Source organism: Pedobacter ginsengisoli (assembly GCF_030244015.1).
Classification (GTDB): domain Bacteria; phylum Bacteroidota; class Bacteroidia; order Sphingobacteriales; family Sphingobacteriaceae; genus Pedobacter; species Pedobacter ginsengisoli.
On record NZ_JASSYX010000004.1, the window covers coordinates 499,661 to 519,864 of the forward strand.

Annotated in this window: 18 protein-coding genes; 6 read left to right on the forward strand and 12 right to left on the reverse strand. The window is 45.2% G+C overall.

Features of this window, described 5'->3' with window-relative positions:
• Positions 1–94: 94 nt before the first annotated feature.
• From QEP08_RS19405 to uvrB, 10 genes are all read right to left on the reverse strand, one after another.
• Complete coding sequence (locus QEP08_RS19405; RefSeq protein ID WP_285060343.1) at positions 95–655, reverse strand: hypothetical protein; 561 nt, start codon at positions 653–655, stop codon at positions 95–97.
• Complete coding sequence (gene bamG, locus QEP08_RS19410; RefSeq protein WP_285060344.1) at positions 655–1,965, reverse strand: BamG family beta-barrel-assembly machinery protein; 1,311 nt, start codon at positions 1,963–1,965, stop codon at positions 655–657. The genes QEP08_RS19405 and bamG overlap by 1 nt, the downstream gene beginning before the upstream one ends.
• A complete protein-coding gene (locus QEP08_RS19415) occupies positions 1,928–2,710 on the reverse strand; it encodes a type III pantothenate kinase (protein WP_285060345.1) in 783 nt (260 codons plus the stop codon). Before QEP08_RS19415 ends, bamG begins: the two co-directional genes overlap by 38 nt.
• Positions 2,711–2,739: 29 nt before the next feature.
• Positions 2,740–3,648, reverse strand: a complete 909-nt coding sequence (locus QEP08_RS19420; RefSeq protein WP_285060346.1) for a DUF6427 family protein — start codon at positions 3,646–3,648, stop codon at positions 2,740–2,742.
• A 101-nt stretch (positions 3,649–3,749) separates the two neighbouring features.
• Positions 3,750–4,736, reverse strand: a complete 987-nt coding sequence (locus QEP08_RS19425) for a glycosyltransferase family protein (protein ID WP_285060347.1) — start codon at positions 4,734–4,736, stop codon at positions 3,750–3,752.
• Positions 4,737–4,764: 28 nt separating this feature from the next.
• Positions 4,765–5,616 carry a UDP-2,3-diacylglucosamine diphosphatase gene (locus QEP08_RS19430; protein WP_285060718.1) on the reverse strand — a complete coding sequence of 284 codons (852 nt, stop codon included), beginning with the start codon at positions 5,614–5,616 and terminating at the stop codon, positions 4,765–4,767.
• A gap of 145 nt (positions 5,617–5,761) precedes the next feature.
• Entirely contained in the window at positions 5,762–8,248 is a 2,487-nt protein-coding gene (locus QEP08_RS19435; protein WP_285060348.1) for a glycosyltransferase family protein, read from the reverse strand.
• Positions 8,249–8,298: 50 nt separating this feature from the next.
• Entirely contained in the window at positions 8,299–8,547 is a 249-nt protein-coding gene (locus QEP08_RS19440; protein WP_285060349.1) for a DUF4834 family protein, read from the reverse strand.
• An 88-nt stretch (positions 8,548–8,635) separates the two neighbouring features.
• Positions 8,636–8,836 carry a YwbE family protein gene (locus tag QEP08_RS19445; RefSeq protein WP_285060350.1) on the reverse strand — a complete coding sequence of 67 codons (201 nt, stop codon included), beginning with the start codon at positions 8,834–8,836 and terminating at the stop codon, positions 8,636–8,638.
• A 3-nt stretch (positions 8,837–8,839) separates the two neighbouring features.
• A complete protein-coding gene (gene uvrB / locus QEP08_RS19450; protein WP_285060351.1) occupies positions 8,840–10,891 on the reverse strand; it encodes an excinuclease ABC subunit UvrB in 2,052 nt (683 codons plus the stop codon).
• 39 nt (positions 10,892–10,930) lie between these two features.
• Here uvrB and upp point away from each other — a divergent pair, with 39 nt between their 5' ends.
• The 5 genes from upp (at position 10,931) to QEP08_RS19475 (ending at position 15,023) form a co-directional block, all read left to right on the forward strand.
• Positions 10,931–11,575 (forward strand): uracil phosphoribosyltransferase, encoded by a 645-nt coding sequence (upp, locus tag QEP08_RS19455; RefSeq protein ID WP_285060353.1) that lies wholly within the window; start codon positions 10,931–10,933, stop codon positions 11,573–11,575.
• Positions 11,576–11,587: 12 nt separating this feature from the next.
• A complete protein-coding gene (locus QEP08_RS19460) occupies positions 11,588–12,277 on the forward strand; it encodes a YjjG family noncanonical pyrimidine nucleotidase (protein WP_285060354.1) in 690 nt (229 codons plus the stop codon).
• Between the two features lie 43 nt (positions 12,278–12,320).
• The gene (locus tag QEP08_RS19465) at positions 12,321–13,646 is read left to right on the forward strand and encodes a flippase (protein ID WP_285060356.1); all 1,326 of its coding nucleotides are present in this window, start codon (positions 12,321–12,323) and stop codon (positions 13,644–13,646) included.
• A gap of 98 nt (positions 13,647–13,744) precedes the next feature.
• Positions 13,745–14,371: a class I SAM-dependent methyltransferase gene (locus QEP08_RS19470; protein ID WP_285060358.1), complete on the forward strand. Its 627-nt coding sequence runs from the start codon at positions 13,745–13,747 to the stop codon at positions 14,369–14,371.
• 7 nt (positions 14,372–14,378) lie between these two features.
• Positions 14,379–15,023 (forward strand): FkbM family methyltransferase, encoded by a 645-nt coding sequence (locus tag QEP08_RS19475; RefSeq protein ID WP_285060359.1) that lies wholly within the window; start codon positions 14,379–14,381, stop codon positions 15,021–15,023.
• Positions 15,024–15,046: 23 nt separating this feature from the next.
• Here QEP08_RS19475 and QEP08_RS19480 read toward each other — a convergent pair whose 3' ends face one another.
• Complete coding sequence (locus QEP08_RS19480) at positions 15,047–15,856, reverse strand: class I SAM-dependent methyltransferase (RefSeq protein WP_285060360.1); 810 nt, start codon at positions 15,854–15,856, stop codon at positions 15,047–15,049.
• A gap of 128 nt (positions 15,857–15,984) precedes the next feature.
• On the opposite strand from QEP08_RS19480, the gene QEP08_RS19485 reads away from it, so the two are divergent.
• Positions 15,985–16,890, forward strand: a complete 906-nt coding sequence (locus tag QEP08_RS19485; RefSeq protein ID WP_285060361.1) for a glycosyltransferase family protein — start codon at positions 15,985–15,987, stop codon at positions 16,888–16,890.
• A 20-nt stretch (positions 16,891–16,910) separates the two neighbouring features.
• On the opposite strand, the gene QEP08_RS19490 is transcribed toward QEP08_RS19485, so the two are convergent.
• A complete protein-coding gene (locus QEP08_RS19490) occupies positions 16,911–20,147 on the reverse strand; it encodes a S41 family peptidase (RefSeq protein WP_285060362.1) in 3,237 nt (1,078 codons plus the stop codon).
• Between the last annotated feature and the right edge of the window lie 57 nt (positions 20,148–20,204).

Here is a 20,204-nt window from a genome sequence, read left to right on the forward strand (position 1 = left end):
GCAAGATACAACTTTTGCTAAAAAAAGAAAACATTAAATTGTATTTGAATAAGTATTTAAAAATTAGGGAAATATGCCTGTTTAATTTAACGGCTTACTGCCCAAAATTATCCGGTACGTAGGTCTCGCCGGTTCCGTTTTTCCAGTTGATCAGACTGAAATCCTCAGTGGCGCTAAAGTCAATTGCATTCAGTACAGTCCCGTCCGGTTTAGTAACAATACCTTTGGGAGATAAAAATAACTTTTTATTTTGGTCCCAGACCAGCTCTTCGGTATTGAAGGTCATATTTTCATTGACTACGACCACATTTCTTTTAAAGGTCGCTGTCTTCTCGGAATCTTTCATGATTGCGTAATCTGAAGTAATAGACCCTTTGATTTTCATCATATCATCGAGAAAATTAATCTTCACCCCTTTAGGCATCTCCTGGTAACCCGGCTTGTCCACGAGTGTTACCTTATCGAGTATGGGCGCATAACCCTGCGCTTTGACCTTTGCAGAATCACTGTAAGTAATCTGAACACCCTTGGTGCGGTCTACGTTCAGCTTTACTTTTTCGGAAAGCCTTGCTGCTTTCTTAAGGTCATCCTCGCCGCATGAACTCAAAAAGATCTGGAACATGCAAAGTATACAGATGATACTTCTGCTGTTCATTAGTCAAATTTAAATCTTTTGAACCAGGTATCGTTAAGTGTAAAACCTAAATGCAGATTGATATAATTCTCCTGGAGCATGCCATTGGTCATTGAGCCCCGCTTCCCGATTTCTGTAGTCAGGTTGAGCTTGTAAATGGAATATCTTGCGGAAGCCAAAGGAAGCCCCAGGCCAAAAGTAACGGCCATTTGCTTAACGTCCTGATCGCTTATCCTGATGTAAGTCTTATCGTAATTAAAGCCCATCCGGTATTCCACCCGATTGAAATAGCCTGAAATCGCACTCATGTTCGGAATGAACTGTCCTCCGGCAGAAAAGCCCCAGCTGTCCTGTAAGCCCTGGTTCACCCCTTCAATACTCAGTTTAGACCATTTTCCCATTCTGTAATCGGCCCCGATCAGCCATTTATTGTCCTTCTGGAAAGCGATCCCAAAGTTATGTGTCAAAGGGAGCTTCAGTTTGGCCGACGGGTTTTCCCTGACTTCCAGGGTGTCAAAGGCCGTATTCTCTTCACCAAGATCGTTATAGCTGAACTGCGTTACCACATAACTCTTTTTAGAATTCACTGAAGACGAAGAAGAGCCCGAATAGCCGAGGGTCAGGCTTTTTTTATTCCCCAATGGGATCTGGTACTGCATACCATAAGAAAAGGTCACACCTCCAACGCTATTTTTATTCTGCTGACGATTGGGAATTGAAGGGTAAGACAACAGCTCCGTAGACCGGCTCTCCTGAAGGTTACCGAACAAATATTCTATATTTCCACCAATGCTGAAGTTGTCCCCGATCCGCTGTCCATAACCAATATAAGCTTTTGTAAGCCCGCCTTCACCTGCATAACGATAATTCACGTCGGTTGTGTCCAGTTTAGTGGCAACAGCGTACTCATATCCCAGCTCGGTATAGGGTAAGATTCCAATGCTCAGTGCAGACTTGCCGGATACTAAAGGAAATGCGAGTGCCAGATGGCTTAGGGTAGAGTTGTAACTTTTCTCCTGCGCCCCATCTCGTTTCAGGGTGGTAAATGCACCGGACATACCGATATCCACCGTGGTCAGAGCAATTCCGGTATAAGATGCAGGGTTCTGCATATTTATGTTGCTGTATAGCGTAGGTTTATTGATCGCGGTTGAAATTCCGCCCATCGCCCTGTACTGCGGCAGCATTGAGCCTTTGATATTCCCCAACCCGTATCTCGAATACGGTGACTGTGTGGTAATCTGTGCCTCGGCAGAGATGCTGGCAAGCAATATCAATACCGCTGCTATATAATTAATCTTTTTGTACATATTCAAATGCAATGACTTCATTTAATCCTTTTAATACTAAGTAGGGATCGTGTATAATTTGAGGCGCAAAGATGCTGTTTTTTAATTGCTCTAGCAAAAAACCTGCATCCCCACCCGTTATCAGTACCGTCAGACCCTTATTTCTTTCATTTTGATAGGTGATGAACCCGGTGATCTCATTGACCACCCCCTGTAAAACACCATTTTTTATCGCCGAAATGGTATTGGTCCCCTGTGGTATTTCAGCGGCTTCCCCGTTCCAGCCGACCTTGGGAAGTCTGCCTGTATAATGGTGCACTGCCTCAAACCGCATCCCGATACCCGGACTTATACTCCCCCCATAATATTCAGCCTGGTTGTTGAGCAGGTCATAAGTAATGCATGTACCCGCATCTATGATAAAACAGTCTCTTCCGGAATAGTAATGATTGGCAGCGATGATTTTGGCCCATCTGTCCAGCCCCAAAGACTCTGGTGTCCCGTAGTGGTTCTTTATCCCGGTATTCAGTCCTGTTGAAAACCCCAGGTAATTTGTATGTTCTTTGAGCACATCAATGACCTCATTCAGTTCTCCGGCGACGCTGGAAACCGTGGAACAATCGATTTTGTACTGATTGATCAAACTGCGGAGCACCTGGGGGGTAATTTTCTTAATAACCTGGTATTCAACTAACTCCCTGTCATGAAAAACAGCCAGTTTGTTGTTTGTATTACCGATATCTATGACCAGATTATGCATCCGCACAAAGCTATTAATCTTTAACAAGTTTCAAGGTGCTGAATTGTTAAAAAAAGTTAAACAAACAAAAAGTACTGAATGGCAAACACAAGGATCAGGAACAAGCTTTCATAGAACCACCGCTTTTTTGCATTTGAAAAATAATATGCCAGCAGCACTGAACCCGGGGGAACACAAAGCAGGAAATGATACAGTCTGAAATCGGGTTTAGTATAAAAGCTGATCAATGCGACGATAAACATGAAGAACAGCATTTGAAACGCCTTTCTTGTGCTGATAAAACTCCTGAAAAAATTCTCCCGCAGCTGCAGTGCAGCCAGTACCATCATCACTAAGACCGGGATCAATACCAGGTAGTCGTTATAATTGATCTTGAATACGGACGGAAATTTGTTGCCCAGAGGAAGCCAGATCTTATAAAACATAGACAGGCTATCGTTCCAGTAGTAATAAACCCCTACGAAAAAAAAGATGGTTAAGATTCCAACAAGGCCGGAAACCCATTCCCGCCACTCAAAAGAGCGGTAAAGGAGCAATGTCAGCCAGAGCATGACGAGCATGACGATAAAGGGAAAATAGATCAGTGTTCCGATAGCAATGATCATTCCGACATCAAACATGATCATAATTGCGTTGGGCGATTTCCCCACCTTCAAAAATTTATCCATCATCCAGATGAGCAGGAAATTACAGATCAGCGGCGGGCTCAGGATTAAAAAGGGCATAAACAAACTCGCGGAGGTCACATACAGGAGGGCAGGCAAAAAACTCGGCTTGCTCAGCAACGCATGGTTATTGACCACCCGGTTAAACAATATCGCCTGGATGTAGACCATGAATCCGGCCACGATTACATTTCCTGATGGCGAGAGCGTCTCTCCAATGGGAATTTTTACAAAGAATTTGGTATAAGGTTCCAAGAATTCAAACTGCAGCAACACGGGCAGGTCAGCGAAAATCGCCATTCGCATAAAAAAAGTATATGCGAATAAAATGAGGAGATTAACTGGGTTTAAATTTCTAAACTGATTGATCATGCCGTTATACTACGGCAAAGTAAAGCAAATTATCTGGCAAACTGCTTTACAACTTTATCAATTACCGAAGCCGTTTCATCCGGAAAATGGAACTTGTGTTCCTGGATGCCCTTTACCCAATCGGCTATAACAGGGAGCCAGTTTTTATTGCTCCCCCAGATTACCGGCAATCCAAATTGCTTCAAAGCAAAAGCGTTGCATTGCTGTTCATACTGAAACTTCATAGGGACCACCAGCAATTTTTTTCCAAGGTACAAGGCTTCTGCCGGCCCCTCAAATCCGCCACCGGTCAGCAGTCCCTCACATGAAGCCAGGCTCTTATTGAACTGCTCATTATTTACCCTGTCTACCCTGACATTGCCATCCGTATAAGCGCTTTGGGCGTGTTTGGAAAACACCTGCCACTCAACACCAGGTATTTTTTTTAGTATAGGAACCAGCATCCGGTCATCAATTGCGGGCAGATATACGGTATAATGGCCTAAATTAGAGACCAGCATGTTCCTGATCTCTGCCCTGATCACCGGCGTATAAATAAAGTCATCATACCTGTCGAAATGGAAACCGATATAGTGAGTAGCCGGGGCATAATATTTCATCACCAGCTGCGCCCAGTCTATGCTTTTAGGCTTCGGCACTTTTTTAGACTGAAAAGAAGCCTGATGACTCAGTCCGACACTTTCTATCCCCTGTGTTTTGCAGGCCCAGGCCGTAACCGGTTCAAAATCGTTCAGGATCAGGTTGTATTCTTTTAAAGGAATCCGGCGCATGTCCTTTACAAACCTGGGCAGGTTCATCGTTTTCCAGGTTTCATAGTGATCCACTCCGCCCTTTTTGCCAAATATGAAACTGAAGCCATGCAGCTGAAACCTCACATCCTGGCTTAATTTTACATCCGCCTGGGTTCCGCTGATCAGCAAATCGACTTCACCATATTGCTGCAGCAGGGGCACAATTTCCCTTGCCCGGCTGATGTGACCATTGCCCGTGCCCTGTATCGCGTAAAGTATCTTCATTCGCTCCTAATATCTGTATTTTTTTACTTCAGGCAATTTCTAATTTAATCTTTTGCAGCAGGGTATTCACATCGAGCTTACTGTGCAGATCCTCACTGTCAGATAAATCTCCTTCCTCTACCTCATCCTTCTCAAAATCCTTAGCTTCATATTTAAAGATGTTCCAGCTCTTGTCATAATATTCCAGCGCAGTCAGGTTTTCGACCCAATCGCCGCTGTTCAGGTAAGTCACCTGGCCCTCCTCCGTGACAATGGTCCGCATTTCCGGCTGATGGATGTGGCCGCAAACTACATATTCATAGCCCTTTTCTATCGCCAGGTCCGCTGCTGTATATTCAAATTTATTGATAAATTTTACCGCATCCTTAAACCTGGCCTTGATCTTTTTGGAAAAACTCATCTTCTCCCGTCCGATCGCGGTGAGGCACCAGTTCACAAAACTATTGATCAGGATCAGGCTGTCATAGCCTACGGCGCCAAGTTTAGCCAGCCATTTGGAATGCTGCATGGTCACATCAAACACATCCCCATGAAAGAACCAGGCCTTCTTTCCATCTATATCCAGGATCAGCTTATTTTGAAGGTGAAATGCACCCATATGCACATCTGCGAACTTTCTCAGCAGCTCGTCATGGTTGCCGGTCAGGTAATAGACGGGTACACCTTCCACCACAAATTTCATCAGCTTACGCACGATCTTCATGTGCGTCTCCGGCCAGTACCGTTTGCTGAACTGCCAGATGTCTATAATGTCGCCATTGAGGACAACAGCCTTCGGTTTAATGCTTTTGAGATACTTTAATAGCTCTTTTGCATGGCAGCCATAAGTACCCAGGTGTACGTCTGAGATGACGGCGATATCTATTTCTCTTTTAGACATCATCTTCGTCCATTGTCAGTTCATATGGCCCGAAGAACAATGCTAAACCAGCGATCAGGCATACTATAAAAAACAATTCCAGCATAGAATATGAGTTTATCCTGCAAAAATGCAGCATAAACATTAACTGGATGTTAAAGTGGCATTATGAAATTGCCTTCTTTTTTCTCTTGTCTTCGTAAAAAGCAAAACCCAACGCCGCCATCAGCAAAAGTGATCCGGCAAGGGATATTTTCTCGCCCGCATAATAAGACACCGGTTCAAACTTAAACTCAACCTTATGGTTTCCAGCCTCCAGCTGCGCTGCGCGCAACACATAATCTGCCCTGAAATAAGGCTTCTTAACACCGTCAACATACATATTCCAGCCCTTATCGTAATAGATTTCAGAGAATACCGCAACTACATCCCTGGGCGCGCTATAGGAATAGACCAGGTGGTCAGGGTGATAACTTTCCAATTTGATAAAAGCAGTAGGGTCAGCGCCTATTCCGCGCTTTTCATCGATAATGTTTTTATACCGGCTGTCCACAATGGCTTCATTTTTCGGGTCAAAACTGCTGATTGCCTTCATTTCCTCATCCGCATCTTTCACAAACTGAATCCGCTGAACAATCCAGGCATGGCCGGCAGCAGTTGTATTCTTCCGCATCCCGGAGTTGCCGGTTTTAGGGTCCTGGGTAATGATGTATTTCGTATTCAGCATGTCCAGTACATCCTGGTTGACGCTTTTGGTAAATTGCCCGTCAATCAGTTCCTGGAATCTTTTGAGTTTGGCAGCATGATAACCGCCTACAGTTTTATGGAACTGAGAGGCACTTGCATCCGAAAATGTAGAAATGCTCATGTCGAACACCCTGTAATCAGGATCCTTATCCTGCATAATGATCGCATCTATGTCCCTTGCCTGAAAATGGTTGTTCAGATCGCTCTTGCTTGCAAAATTGTCATTGTTCAAATACCGGCGGTCAACCTGCCACATGTCAATCAGTATGGCAATCCCAAGTAAAGCCATTGCCAGCTGAACGCCCATTTTCCTGTTGATCAGCGCCCAGATCAGGCCATAACCTACCGCAATGAACAACACCGAACGTAAAGCGTCGGCACGTGCCAGATCAGCCCGGTCCGCAACCAGAGCGGCACCGATACTTTGTGCCATGCCGGCATTATTGTCCAGTAACTGGGTCAGGTATTGTACCATCTGCTGATGGATTTCAGTAGTAAAACTGAAAAATGCCGTCGGCATAATGGCCACCAGTAAAGCGAACCCGCCTGTTATACCTCCGGCGATGCTTAATTTCCTGGTCAGTACCTTTGCATCATATCCACCATCCTGCACTTCTTTCACCGCCAGTAAAGCCAGTACCGGAACCATCAGGCCAACCAGGGCCAGAATAGACTCCACTGCCCTGAACTTATTGTACATCGGGAAATACTCGAAGAAAAGATCTGATACCAGTGGAAAATTCTTTCCGAATGACAGGAACATAAACAATATTGTTGTCCCCAGGATCCACCATTTCAGGCGGTTCTTTACGATCAGCAAACCATATACGAACAGGAAACACACAATAGCGCCGAAATAGTACGGCCCTGAAGTGCCCGGCTTCTCGCCCCAGTACTGCTGCAGGCCAACCTGTCCGGCCAGCTGCTGTATCGCCCCCGTCGGATCCCCGCCGGTAATGCCCTGTATGGCTTTGTAAGTGTGACTTTCCGGTTTGACCAGCGCATCAATGCCGCTTGCCCCGCCATACAAGTTTGGAATAAGGAAAGTAAAACTTTCTCCCATACCCTGGCTCCAGCCATAGGCGTATTCTTTAGACAATCCGTTTTTTTCCTCAGCAGCATCAGTGGTCAGGTTAGAGTTGCCCCTGTTGGATTCCTTTCCATATTCATAGGTAGTCCATAGTTTTCCGGCATTCACCATAAAAGCCAAAAGCACTCCCACCGCGAGAAAACTTAAAGCACGCAGATAAGGTGCAAGTTTTTTCTCCCTTACCGCGTGGTAAAGTTCAATTCCCATAAAGATCAGCAAAGCAATCATCAGGTAATAAGTCATCTGGATGTGATTGGCCCGGATCTCCAGGGCCAGAAACAGTGCAGTTAAACTACCGCCGATCCAGTATTTCCCACGGAGCGTCAGTATGACACCTGCCAGTATAGGCGCACAAAATGCAATGGCCAGCGCTTTATTGCTATGACCAGCGGCAATGATGATAAAGTTATAAGAAGTAAAGGCAAAAGCTATCGCACCGGCCGCAGCGAGCCAGGGATTGATGCGCAATACGCAAAATAAAAAATAAGCACCCACCAGATAAAGCAGTACTACATCTACAGGATCAGGAAAAATGTCTCTGACCAGGTTGATCACATAGGTAGCCCCGTTGTACGGATGCTGTACCCAAATCTGGTAAGCAGGCATACCGCCAAACATCTGGTTGGTCCAAAGCGGCCCTTTACCGTCTTTGTCCTTATACTCCATGATCTCTTTGGCCATGGCTTTGGCCTGCAGCACATCACTTTGTGCGGGAGCTTTGCCTTGTAAAACCGGACTGAAATAGACGAAACAGATGACAATAAAAAATCCAATAATGGCCAGATGTATGCCATTTGCTTTTAACCAATTATTCATTAAGGGTTTGTTTAAGATTTAAACTCATCCCAAACTTAGATAATTTTTTTTTATTTTATCTCTTCATAATCGACAAAATCCCCCAGCGTATCGGTTTTACCGGCTTTCGTTTTTGGCGGCATATAGTCAATGGAGATTGACCCTTCAGGTTTAGCCTGCGCTTGCCTGCCCTGGTTTTGGGCCTGCTGCTGTACTTTGCTAAACATGTTTTTCAGCACTATAGGAAATATCAACCGGAGTATGATCCGGATGATATACAATACTAAGAAGCTGATTATTATAAATTTAAAAAATCCCATGTCATTAATTAACGTTACAAATCTATATAAAATATAGACGGGTCAGTATTTCCATTATTACAATCCTCAGCAGATTATTGCACTATGATTATATTTCATCGACAATTTCCGCAACCCGTCCCACCTGTCCGTCTTCCAGTCTTACTTTTATGCCGCGAGAATGATAAGGTGCTGAAGTCAGCAGGTTCGCCACGATGCCACGGGTGCGTTTGCCGCTCCGCTGGTCCTTTTTCAGGATGACATCCACTTCCAGGCCCGGGTAGATGTCTTTTCTGTTCTTTCCGTCCATCTGCTAAATCTTTACCCCTTTACCAAATCTTTCGTCAAATAGTTTTTCCATCGCAAACATTTCATCGCGTAACCTTGCCGCCAGTAAGAAATCCATGTCTTTGGCTGCTTTACCCATTTCTTTCCTGGTCTTATCTATCGACTTTTGCATCTCTGCCTTAGTCATGTACTGCACAACAGGGTCTGCCGCCATGCTCACCTCATCTACTTCAACATAAGGCCTGGCACGTTTGTTTTCACCCGAAGAGAAATCAAGAACAGAGGTCTGGTCCAGTATCGCCTCCCGGCTTTTTCCAACCGTTTTCGGTGTTATACCATGCTCCAGATTATATGCGATCTGTTTTTCCCTGCGCCGGTTTGTTTCCTCAATCGTCTTTTCCATAGATTCAGTGACTTTATCGGCATACATCACCACATGGCCACGGTCGTTGCGCGCCGCCCTGCCTATCGTCTGGATCAGTGATCTTTCCGATCGCAGGAACCCTTCTTTGTCAGCGTCCAGGATGGCTACCAGGGAAACCTCGGGCAGATCCAAACCCTCCCGGAGCAGGTTGATCCCGATCAGCACGTCAAATTCACCCAGTCTCAGTCCGCGAAGGATCTCCACCCGTTCCAGTGTTTTCACTTCCGAATGGATGTACCGGCACTTGATGTTCAGCCTGTCCATATACTTGGTCAGCTCCTCAGCCATCCTTTTGGTCAGGGTAGTCACCAATACCCTGTCGCCCATTTTGATGGTCTTATCAATTTCATCCAGCAGATCATCCACCTGGTTTATGGCTGGTCTCACCTCTATCAAGGGATCCAGCAGACCTGTCGGCCGGATCACCTGCTCCACATAAACCCCCTCCGTTTTTTGCAGTTCATAATCTGCAGGCGTTGCGCTTACATAAATAGTCTGCGGTGCCAGCCTTTCAAACTCCTCAAAATTAAGCGGCCTGTTGTCCAGCGCTGAAGGCAAACGGAAACCGTATTCTACCAGCGACATTTTCCGCGACCGGTCACCCCCGTACATCGCCCTGATCTGCGGAACAGTCACATGGCTTTCATCGATCACCATCAGGTAGTCGTCCGGGAAATAATCGAGCAGGCAAAAGGGCCGCATTCCCGGCGACCTGCCGTCAAAAAAGCGGGAATAATTCTCAATACCGGAACAATAGCCCAGCTCTTTCATCATTTCTATATCAAAATTCACCCGCTCTTCCAGGCGTTTTGCTTCCAGCAAATGCCGGTCATCAATCAGCTGGTTCTTGCGGATCTCGAGCTCTTCCTGGATTCCCCAGATGGAAGAGTTGAACCTTTCCTTTGGCGTCACGAACAAATTGGCCGGATATATGGCCATATCTTCAATTTTTTCCAGCGTTTTACCCGTCACCGGATCGATCACGCTCAGTTCCTCGATGTCATCACCAAAAAAAGATACCCGGTAGGCACTGTCCAGGTAAGCCGGAAAAATATCTACCGTATCCCCTTTGACCCTGAAGGTCCCTCTTTTGAAATCATTCGTGGTGCGGGCATACAGGATCTCTACCAGGCTGTGCAGAAAGGAATTTCTCGAAATCCGGGTGCCCACAGAAAAACGGAATACCGATCTGGAAAAATCTTCAGGATTTCCCATACCATAGATGCAGGAGATAGAAGAAACTACGATCACGTCCCTGCGGCCCGACATCAGGGAAGAAGTGGTACGCAGTCTTAATTTTTCGATCTCCTCATTGATGCTGAGGTCTTTTTCTATGTAAGTATTGCTGCTGGCTATAAAAGCCTCAGGCTGGTAATAATCGTAATATGAAACAAAGTAGTTCACCGAATTTTCCGGGAAGAACTGCTTAAACTCCCCATACAGCTGTGCGGCCAGTGTTTTATTGTGGCTCAGTATCAGCGTTGGTTTTTGCGTCTGTTCAATCACATTGGCCACAGTAAAGGTTTTGCCGGACCCCGTCACTCCCAGCAGGGTCTGATAATGCTCCTGGGCATTTACCCCCTCTACAAGTTGTTTTATGGCATTTGGCTGATCTCCCGTAGGTTTATAATCTGAAGTGAGTTGGAATTTCATAGATTCAAATTTACGGAAACTATTTACTAAATTTAAGTAATGATACATGATCTCAGCAAAACCAGTTCCATTGCCAACGTTTTTATCGCCGAGCTTCGTGATGAAAACATACAGAAGGATGCCATGCGTTTTCGGAGGAACATGGAACGCCTCGGTGAGTATTTTGCTTTTGAGATCAGCAAAACGCTGGAGTACAGCAACACCGAAACTCAGACACCTTTGGGCACTGCCCTCACGCCGCAGCTGGCGGCACAACCTGTACTGGCTACAATATTACGCGCCGGACTCCCTTTGCACCAGGGGATTTTAAATATATTTGACAAAGCCGATTCCTGTTTTATTGGAGCCTATCGCAGAAACCACAAGAGCGGCAGTTTTGAAATACAAATGGAATATGTTTCCTCGCCGGACCTCAGCGGTAAAACTGTGATCATGGCCGACCCCATGCTCGCCACCGGATTAAGCATGGTACTTTGCTGTAAAGAACTTACCCGCAGATACCAGATCAAAGAACTCCACATCGTATCTGCTATTGCCAGTGCCGAAGGCGTACGTCATGTCAGGGCAAACTTTCCTAAAGCCAGGTTATGGCTGGGCGCTGTTGACGAGGAAATGACCAGTAAAGCGTATATTGTGCCCGGCTTAGGTGATGCCGGCGATCTGGCATACGGCACCAAGCTGTAATGAGCTACGACCATGATTAAGCATATTTTTTTCGACCTTGACCATACCATCTGGGATTTTGACAAGAACGCGCAGGAGACACTCCATGAACTTTACCTGCACTATAAACTGGAAGAACTCGGCCTGGCTTCTGCCGAAGCGTTCATCAGCACCTATACGGAAAACAACCACAGCCTCTGGGCTGATTATCATGTAGGAAAAATCACCAAGGAAACGCTGCGTGCAGAGCGCTTCAGCAGGACTTTTATACAGTTAGGCATTCATCCGGAAAAAATCCCGCAGCAGTTTGAAGACGATTATGTGCGCATTACCCCCCATAAAAAGAACCTCTTTCTTGGCTCTGAAAAAGTACTGGGTTACCTGAAGCAGAAATATACCCTGCACATCATCTCCAATGGTTTCAAAGAATCTACCCTGATCAAAATGGAGGTATCCGGGCTGAACCCCTATTTCACCAACGTCATTATTTCAGAGGATGTTGGGGTCAACAAACCCGACAAAGCCATTTTTGAATATGCGCTGGATAAAGCCAAAGCCAGAAAAGAAGAATGCATTATGATCGGGGACAGCATAGAAGCAGACATACGGGGTGCACAAGGTTTTGGGATGAAAGCCATTTACTTTAATCCGCAGAGCAAGGAATTTCCTGATGATGTAAAATGGCAGATCACACACCTGGAAGAACTCCTCGACCACTTTTAACCAGTTCAATTGAGAAGAAATTTAAATTAGCATCTTTGCAGCGATGAAAATACCTGCCATTAAAGGATTTGACAAAGAGGCATTTGAAAAATACCTGAAGAACACCGGAATGCTGATGTTCGGAAAGGTCGGCAGCCTTGTCATTAAAATGCTGGTCACCATACAGATCGCCAATTATCTCCAGCCAGAAAACTTCGGGATTTTAAACGGGGCGATCATCTATGTGATGCTTTTTGCTGCGGTTGCATCACTGGGGCTGGACCAGGTGATCGTCAAAGAACTTCATGCTTATCCTAAAGAGCGGGACCGCATTCTTGGTACCGCTTTCAGAATGAAATTTATAGCAGGGCTGGTATGCATACCGATGATTTACCTGAGCTGGTTCTTTTTCAGCCTGGAGGATACGCCGTACATTTATGTACTGATCCTCTCTTTCATTGGCATTTTCCAATCCTTTAACGTCATAGACTCTTATTTTCAGGCAGAGGTCAGGTCAAAATACATCATGCAGCTACAAATAGCAGGCACGCTCTTTTCCGCACTGATCAAAATGGTATTGATCTATACCGAAAGTCCGCTGGAACTATTTATTTACGCGAGTATTGCTGACTTTATATGGTTAGCCCTTGGCTATTTCATCATCTACAACAGAAAGGGCCGCCGGTTGCTGAACTGGAGCTTTGACCCTAAGCTTTCTAAAAAGTTAATTGCTTTTTCATGGCCGCTGATCATTTCAGGTATTATGGTGTCATTATACATGAACATTGACCAGCTCATGCTCCATGAAATGATCGGGCCAGCGGCTCAGGGCACGTATACAACAGCGGTAAACTTTAGTGCCGCCCTGTATTTTATTCCCAGTGTGATTGTATCTTCTCTCTTTCCAGCAATCCTCAACGCCCGGAGAGATGATCCGGAGCGCTACCAAAAGAGGCTCCAGAACCTGTATGACCTCATGGTCTGGTTCAGCATGTCATTTGCCCTGGCTGTTACCTTCGCCTCGCCGTTCATTTATAAACTGATGCCTGAATACTCCGATGCCGCACCTATCCTTGCCGTTCATGTCTGGTCAGGTGTATTTGTCTTTCTGGGAACAGCCAACGGACAGTTCATGATTGCTGAGGACCTTAATAAACTTACTTTTTTCAGGACCGGCATAGGCGCAGTGATCAATATCATCCTAAACCTCTGGCTCATCCCTTTAACGGGCATCATGGGTGCGGCCATTGCTACTCTGGTTGCCTATTTTGCAGCAACCTTCTTCATCTTTTTTATTCCCGGGCTCAGACAACAGGCCATCATGATGTTTAAATCCCTGTTCCTCATCACACTGGTTCAAAAAATCAGCGAACGCTCCAACAAAGCCTGATGGAGAGCGACGTTCAATATTTATCCCTATAAATTAGCTTTTTGCGTTTAACCTTTTAACTTTGGTGCTCACAAAGCACATTTTATACAGAATAACAGATGGCATCCTTAAGAAAGGTAATCAGATCAATCGTTTACAAACCTAAAAACATACTGGATCTTATCCGGCTAAAGTCCAAAATTAAGAACAGTACCGGCAAGCTGAACATCATCATAGGAGCACACACCACTGACTATAAAAACTGGCTTCCAACCAATATAGAAAACCTCAATCTGCTGGAGATCTCCTCATTTGAAAATCTGTTCGGCGATAAAAAGGCAAGCCGTTTCCTGGCAGAGCATGTTTTTGAACACATTAGTTACGACGACGCCATTCTTGCCTTAAAGAACTGTTACAAATACCTTGAAAAAGGCGGTACCGTGAGGATTGCCGTGCCTGATGGCTTTCACCCCAACCCGGACTATATTGATATGGTAAAACCCGGGGGTTATGGTGCCGGGGCCTTTGACCATAAGCTATTATACGATTATAAAAAGCTGTCAAAGGCATTTGAGGCCGCAGGTTTCAGGACCAGGTTGCTCGAATACTACGATGAGAACCATCAGTTTCATTTTAACGAATGGAACAGTGAAGACGGCCATGTACACCGCTCCAGCAGGTACGACAGCCGCTTCAAAGAACCTATCGGCTATTCATCGCTCATCATAGACGGCATTAAAGATTAAGCAGCAAATGAAAAATAAATTGTCTCCACTATCGCTTCTTAATCCCGCCAAACTTAAGGTTCTGCTATCCCTGGGCATCAAAGGCTACCTTGCAGACAAGGGCTGGTTTGATGCATACAGGACCAAGTCCGCCATTGACCAGGATGGCAAGCCAATCGCATGGGTTACCTATTCGTTTATAGATTTTATTAAAGACAGGATTAATAAGGAACACGACATCTTTGAATTCGGTTCCGGTAATTCTACCATTTTCTATGCAGGCTTAGCTAAATCCGTTTACTCAGTAGAACATGACAAGGAATGGTTTGAGAAGAGTTCAGAGATCAGACTGCCGAATGTCAACATGATCCACTGCGACTTAACGCCGGGTGGCGATTACTCTAAAAGCGCAGGCATAACGGGCAGGAAATTCCATATGATCATTGTAGATGGACGGGACAGGGTAAACTGCTGTAAACAAGCCATCCATTCCTTAACAGAAAACGGGGTCGTAGTACTGGATGATTCTGAGCGGACTGAATATGCAGAAGCACATGATTTTTTCAAAAAGAATGGCTTTAAGTACCTGCCGTTCTCTGGAATAGCACCTGGCGTAATCATTTCTAAATACACCTCGATATTCTACAAACCTGACAACTGTCTGGATATCTAAAACTCAGTCTATTATTAGACTGACTATCTTTTTCTTAGGACGTAATAAACGCTTTGTGGCGCAATGCGTTCCAGCTTTTTTGTAGCATGGTAATGTATATTCCAGGCAAAAAGTTTCGAAAGCCATTTGTCAAATACCATATAGCTTTTAAAAGTATGGAGTGGCTTGTTTGAAATCCGCTGCCAGCCGCGCTGAAGAAAAGATTCCATGCAAAAACACATTCCTTCATTAACAACCTCCGCATTCAGTTCTTTGATTACAGACCTGAATATGGCCAAAGGAATACCCCTTTCATTTCTTGTTAACCCTTTTCTCGGCTTTGTCCAGTCGCCCATGGAGATCACCGGCTCCCGCAAAAGCAGATAGCCTCCGGGTTTGGTTACCCTGTAAAGTTCCTTTAAAACTAAGGTCACATTTGGAATGTGGTGAATTACCCCAAAACAGGTTGTCAGGTCAAAATAATTGTCAGGATAATTAATCGTGCCCTCAACAGTGGGCTTGGTATACACCGGCTTTAAGTGCTGTATCGTCTCCGAACGTAAATTATCCGAGGGTTCTATAATGTGCAGGTCCGATATTTTGTCTATGACCGGATAAAATTCATGCCCCCATGCCGCACCAAGGCCAAGTACCCGCTCAAATTTCCGGTCCGGCAAATATTTATAGCCATGCAGATTGTTTAAGGGATGATACTCGTAAGTATACTTGTCAAACTCCTTACTGCCCAAATTTGCGTAAGCTTCAGCTTCCTGATGATACCACGCCTTAATTTGCTCCAGGTTAAAATCATCCCCGTAAACTGCTGCACCAGAGGCATACTTTTCTTCGATCATATCAATTATAAAAAGCCGAAAATAATACTTTTTTAAGAAAGAACTGACCGGTAAATTCATATTTCAGTCCAGGCCCCCGGCAGCAACTAAAAATTAATACTTTTGTAATGTCTACCTTATAAAAACCTATGCAAAACCTTGCACCCATCGCTTTATTTGTTTACAATCGTCCTAAACATACAGAACGCACCATTAAGTTCCTGAAGCAGAATGAACTGGCTTCGGAAAGCAGGCTTTTCGTTTTTTCAGACGGCTTCAGGTCAGGAGCAGATGAGACACAGGTAATGGAAGTAAGGGAGCTCCTGAAACACATTGACGGCTTTAAATCCGTTGAGGTCATCGAGGCCGGAGAGAACATGGGCCTGGCACAATCCATCATTACAGGAGTCAGCAAGCTCATCAAAGACTATAAACAAGTGATTGTCCTTGAGGATGATCTCATTACTTCGCCTTATACCTTAACCTATTTTAACGAGGCGCTGAACCGCTACCGCAATGAAGATAGGGTCATGCACATCAGTGCCTATATGTACCCGCTAAAAAATGCCGGATTGCCGGAAAGTTTCTTTTACCGGGCTGCCGGAAGCTGGGGCTGGGCTACATGGGAACGGGCCTGGAAACATTTTGAGCCGGATATCCATGTCCTCGAAGCCCAGTTTGACGCTGCAAAAAAGGATGCGTTTACGATAGACCGGACTATGAATTTCTGGAAACAAATCCAGGAATTTAAACAGGGCAGGAACAACTCCTGGGCCATCCGCTGGTACGCTTCTATATTTTTAAAAGGCGGGCTTACCTTAAATCCCGCTCAGTCTCTTGTCAACAACATTGGCCACGATGGCTCAGGCGTCCATTCGGGCATAAATGACATCTATAATGTCATCATCAACCCAAACCCGGTTACAAAATTCCCGGATCTGATCGAAGAGGACCGCACCGCCTATGAAGCCATAAAGGACTTTCTAAGACACAGAAAAGGATCCTTATGGAAAAGAATAAAACGGTATATCGCAGAACACATCATCAAAAAATAGTCTGCCCACACCATCTGTCCTTATTTCAAATCTTTTAAAATCTCCGTCACAGCCCTTTCCAGCTGAGGGTCCTTGTCTGCCAGCCGGTCTTCAAAGGTATTTTTTACATAGATGTCCGGACTTACCCCTTCTTTTTCAATGTTCTTGCCATCCAGTGTATAACAGCCCCAGGAAGGCAGGCGATAAGAAGAACCATCGACCAGCCCTTTGGCTGAGGTGAAGATGATCCAGCGGTAAGTCTCCGTTCCAATAACTTTACCCAGCTTCAGCGCTTTGAACCCTGCAGCGGTCATCTCCGCATCACTCAGCGACTGCTCATTGATCAGCAGTACAATGGGTTTTGCCGCAGGCGCAAAATTGCTTTGAGGCGCCAGTTTACCGCCCCTGTATTTCCACTGCAGATACGGCCTCTGGGCCAAAAATTTCAACACTTCATCGTGCACATTTCCACCAGTATTATAGCGCAGGTCCAGGATCACTGCTTCCTTGTTGTTTTCCTGCGCCACCATGTCCAGCAGGAAGCTTTCCAGCTCGCCCCCGCCCATATTTTTCATATAGGTATAAGCGATCCGGTTGTTGCCCAGCTGCTTCACACGTTCGCGGTTTTTGGCGATCCATTCATCATAAAGATTTCCGCGCAATGCACCCGAACTCTGCGGGTGTACTTTCGCCGTTACCATTTTGCCGTCCCGGTCCAGCGTGAGTGTCAGCTCCTGTTCGAGTGAAGGGCTGGTGAAATACGCATCCCTGTCTTTGTTTTTGTCTATCTTCACACCGTTTACAGCAGTCAGGACATCTCCCGGTTTAATATTCACCCCAAGGTGCTTCCCGTTACTTCTGGCTACCACGCGGTCCACTTTGTAAGGGTCCCCGGCAGAGAAAATGATTCCGGTTTCATTGGTGGCATAGTTCAGGTTCTTGCGCTCTTCTGTTCCATAGCTGCTGAAACCCAGGTGCGAAGAATTCAGCTCACCCAGCATATCATTCAGCAATACCCTCAGGTCTGAACGGTTGTTTACATCAGGTAAATAGGCCGCATAACGCTGCTGCATTTTGAGCCAGTCCACTCCGTGAAAATGCTCATCATAGAAATTCTCTTCCAGCCCGGCCCAGGTCTCATAAAACATCTGGCTGAACTCACTGCTCAGGTCGCGGGTAAATTTATAGCCCATGCTCACAGGCTCAAGTTTGTTCCCGTCTATATTGTATTTATTGATCACACCTTTAGACAAAGCATAAAACTTGCCTCCGGACTCGACAATGGACACATCACCTCCATCGGCTACCTTCTCTGTCTTATTCTGTTCAAAGGGTTCTATAATGGTTCTGTAAAGAGATGGTGAACCGCCTTCATGATTTGAAAAAAAGTATACATATGTTTTTTCGCCTTTGGCAAATACATCTGAACCGTATTGCGTACCGAACCCCGGGCTGATCTGATCAATCCTGTCCATAATATTGGCGGTGTTGATGGTGATCACATTTGCAGGTTTCACCTGCTTAACCTCTTTTTTAGCGACGCTGTCTTTTTTTGCTGTATCTTTTTTAGCAGCACTGTTCTTAGCGTTAACCTTTTTATCCTCTTTTTTTACACTCTTGTCAGCGGGTTTTTCTATTTTTTTGTCTGGTGTGAACAACTCGTCAAACTTATCACTCCGGTAAGGATCGTCGTATTCATCCAGAGCCATACGGTACACATGTGCATTCTGCATTCCCGTCGGGTAGGAAGGTCTGGTCCGCGAACTGGTAAAGAATATGTATTTACCATCAGGAGACCAAAATGGCGAAGCCTCGGAAACTCCGGTATTGGTCAGGTTCAACGTTCTGTTCTCCTTAATGTGGTGGACAAAAATATCCTGTTCAAAATTCCGGTAAGCCGTAAACAGTACATATTCCCCGTTTGGTGAAAACGTCGGCGCGGAGTTTTGAAACGCCCAGATCTCATCCTTTACTATCGTCTTGCTTTCCAGCGATTTCAGGTCCAGCAGGCGAACTTCGTTTCTTCCGCTCAGGTATACGGCCTGAGTCTTTTCCTTATTGAAAGTGATGTCCCTGTTGTTGCTGTTGTCTTTGGTCAGTTGTTTCAGCCCTCCTCTTCCATCTGCTCCTATGGTAAACCAGTTCTGATAGCCTTTATAGGTCTGGTTGAACAACAGCCTGCGGTTATCAGACAGCCATTTAACTTCCAGTGCCCTTTCAGCAAAGGCGTCGTCCGCGCCCCGTTCTATTTTGCGGATAAATTTGCCTTCCGCATCGCTCACAAACAATTCACCCCTGGAAATGAAAGCCAGTTTTTTGCCGTCCGGCGAGAGGTCAAAGGTGGATATCGCTCCTCTAACATCAAATTCCTGGGCTTTAGACAAGACATTATTTCTCGAAATTGTCACGTTTATTTTGTTTGATTTCTTCGAAGCCACATCATATAGGTAAATCTGATAATCCTTTTCAAACACTATAGAATTTCCTGATGCTGCAACAAAAGGACGCTTTACTGCTGAATCAAAGCTGGTTAATCTTGTTTTCTTTCCACCGGAAAAAGTATAAAGGTTGTATTCATCGTTACTTTCATCAGATACAAAGTAGATATTTCCGTTCTTATCTAAAGTTGCCCAGAAATCTTTCCCCTTATAATCTGTATACTGTTTATAGGTCTTTGTTTTCGGATTGTACGACTGGATATCCGGATTGTATGCGCCTTTATAACGTTTGCGGTTGGCAAAGTTTTTACTCTCCCAGGTATCATTAAAGAACAGTTCCCCATTTGGTGCCTCCACTACATTGTGTACCGTATTGAAATAATTTTCAAACAGCCTTGTTGCCGTACCTCCGTTTGCGTTTACCTTATAGGAAGAATACATATTGTACCGCCCCGACGTAAAATAAATCGTTTTGCTATCCCAGCTCCAGCTGTCCGCCTCGTCTGCCGCATCATTAAAGGTCAGCTGTTCGACTTCCCCTCCGCCCATGGGCATCACATACACATCGTAGTTTCCAAACTGGTCTGAAGAAAAGGCCAGCTGTTTGCCATCGGGAGATACCCGGGGATTGATCTCATTTCCAGGCATGGCTGTAATCCGGCTTGCCTCACCCCCATTGGCCGCAACCCGCCACAAGTCTCCTTCATAACTGAATATTACTGTTTTCGCATCAGGAGTCAGGGCTGGGTAAGCCGTGAACCTGGTTTCTGACTGCGCGAGAACAGCTGAAACGGAAAATATGGACGCAGAAATCAGGGAAAATATAAACGTTTTCTTCATTGGATTTGAAAAGCTTGGTTGGTTTAAGGCCCTTAAATCAGCATACTGCTTTTTTAA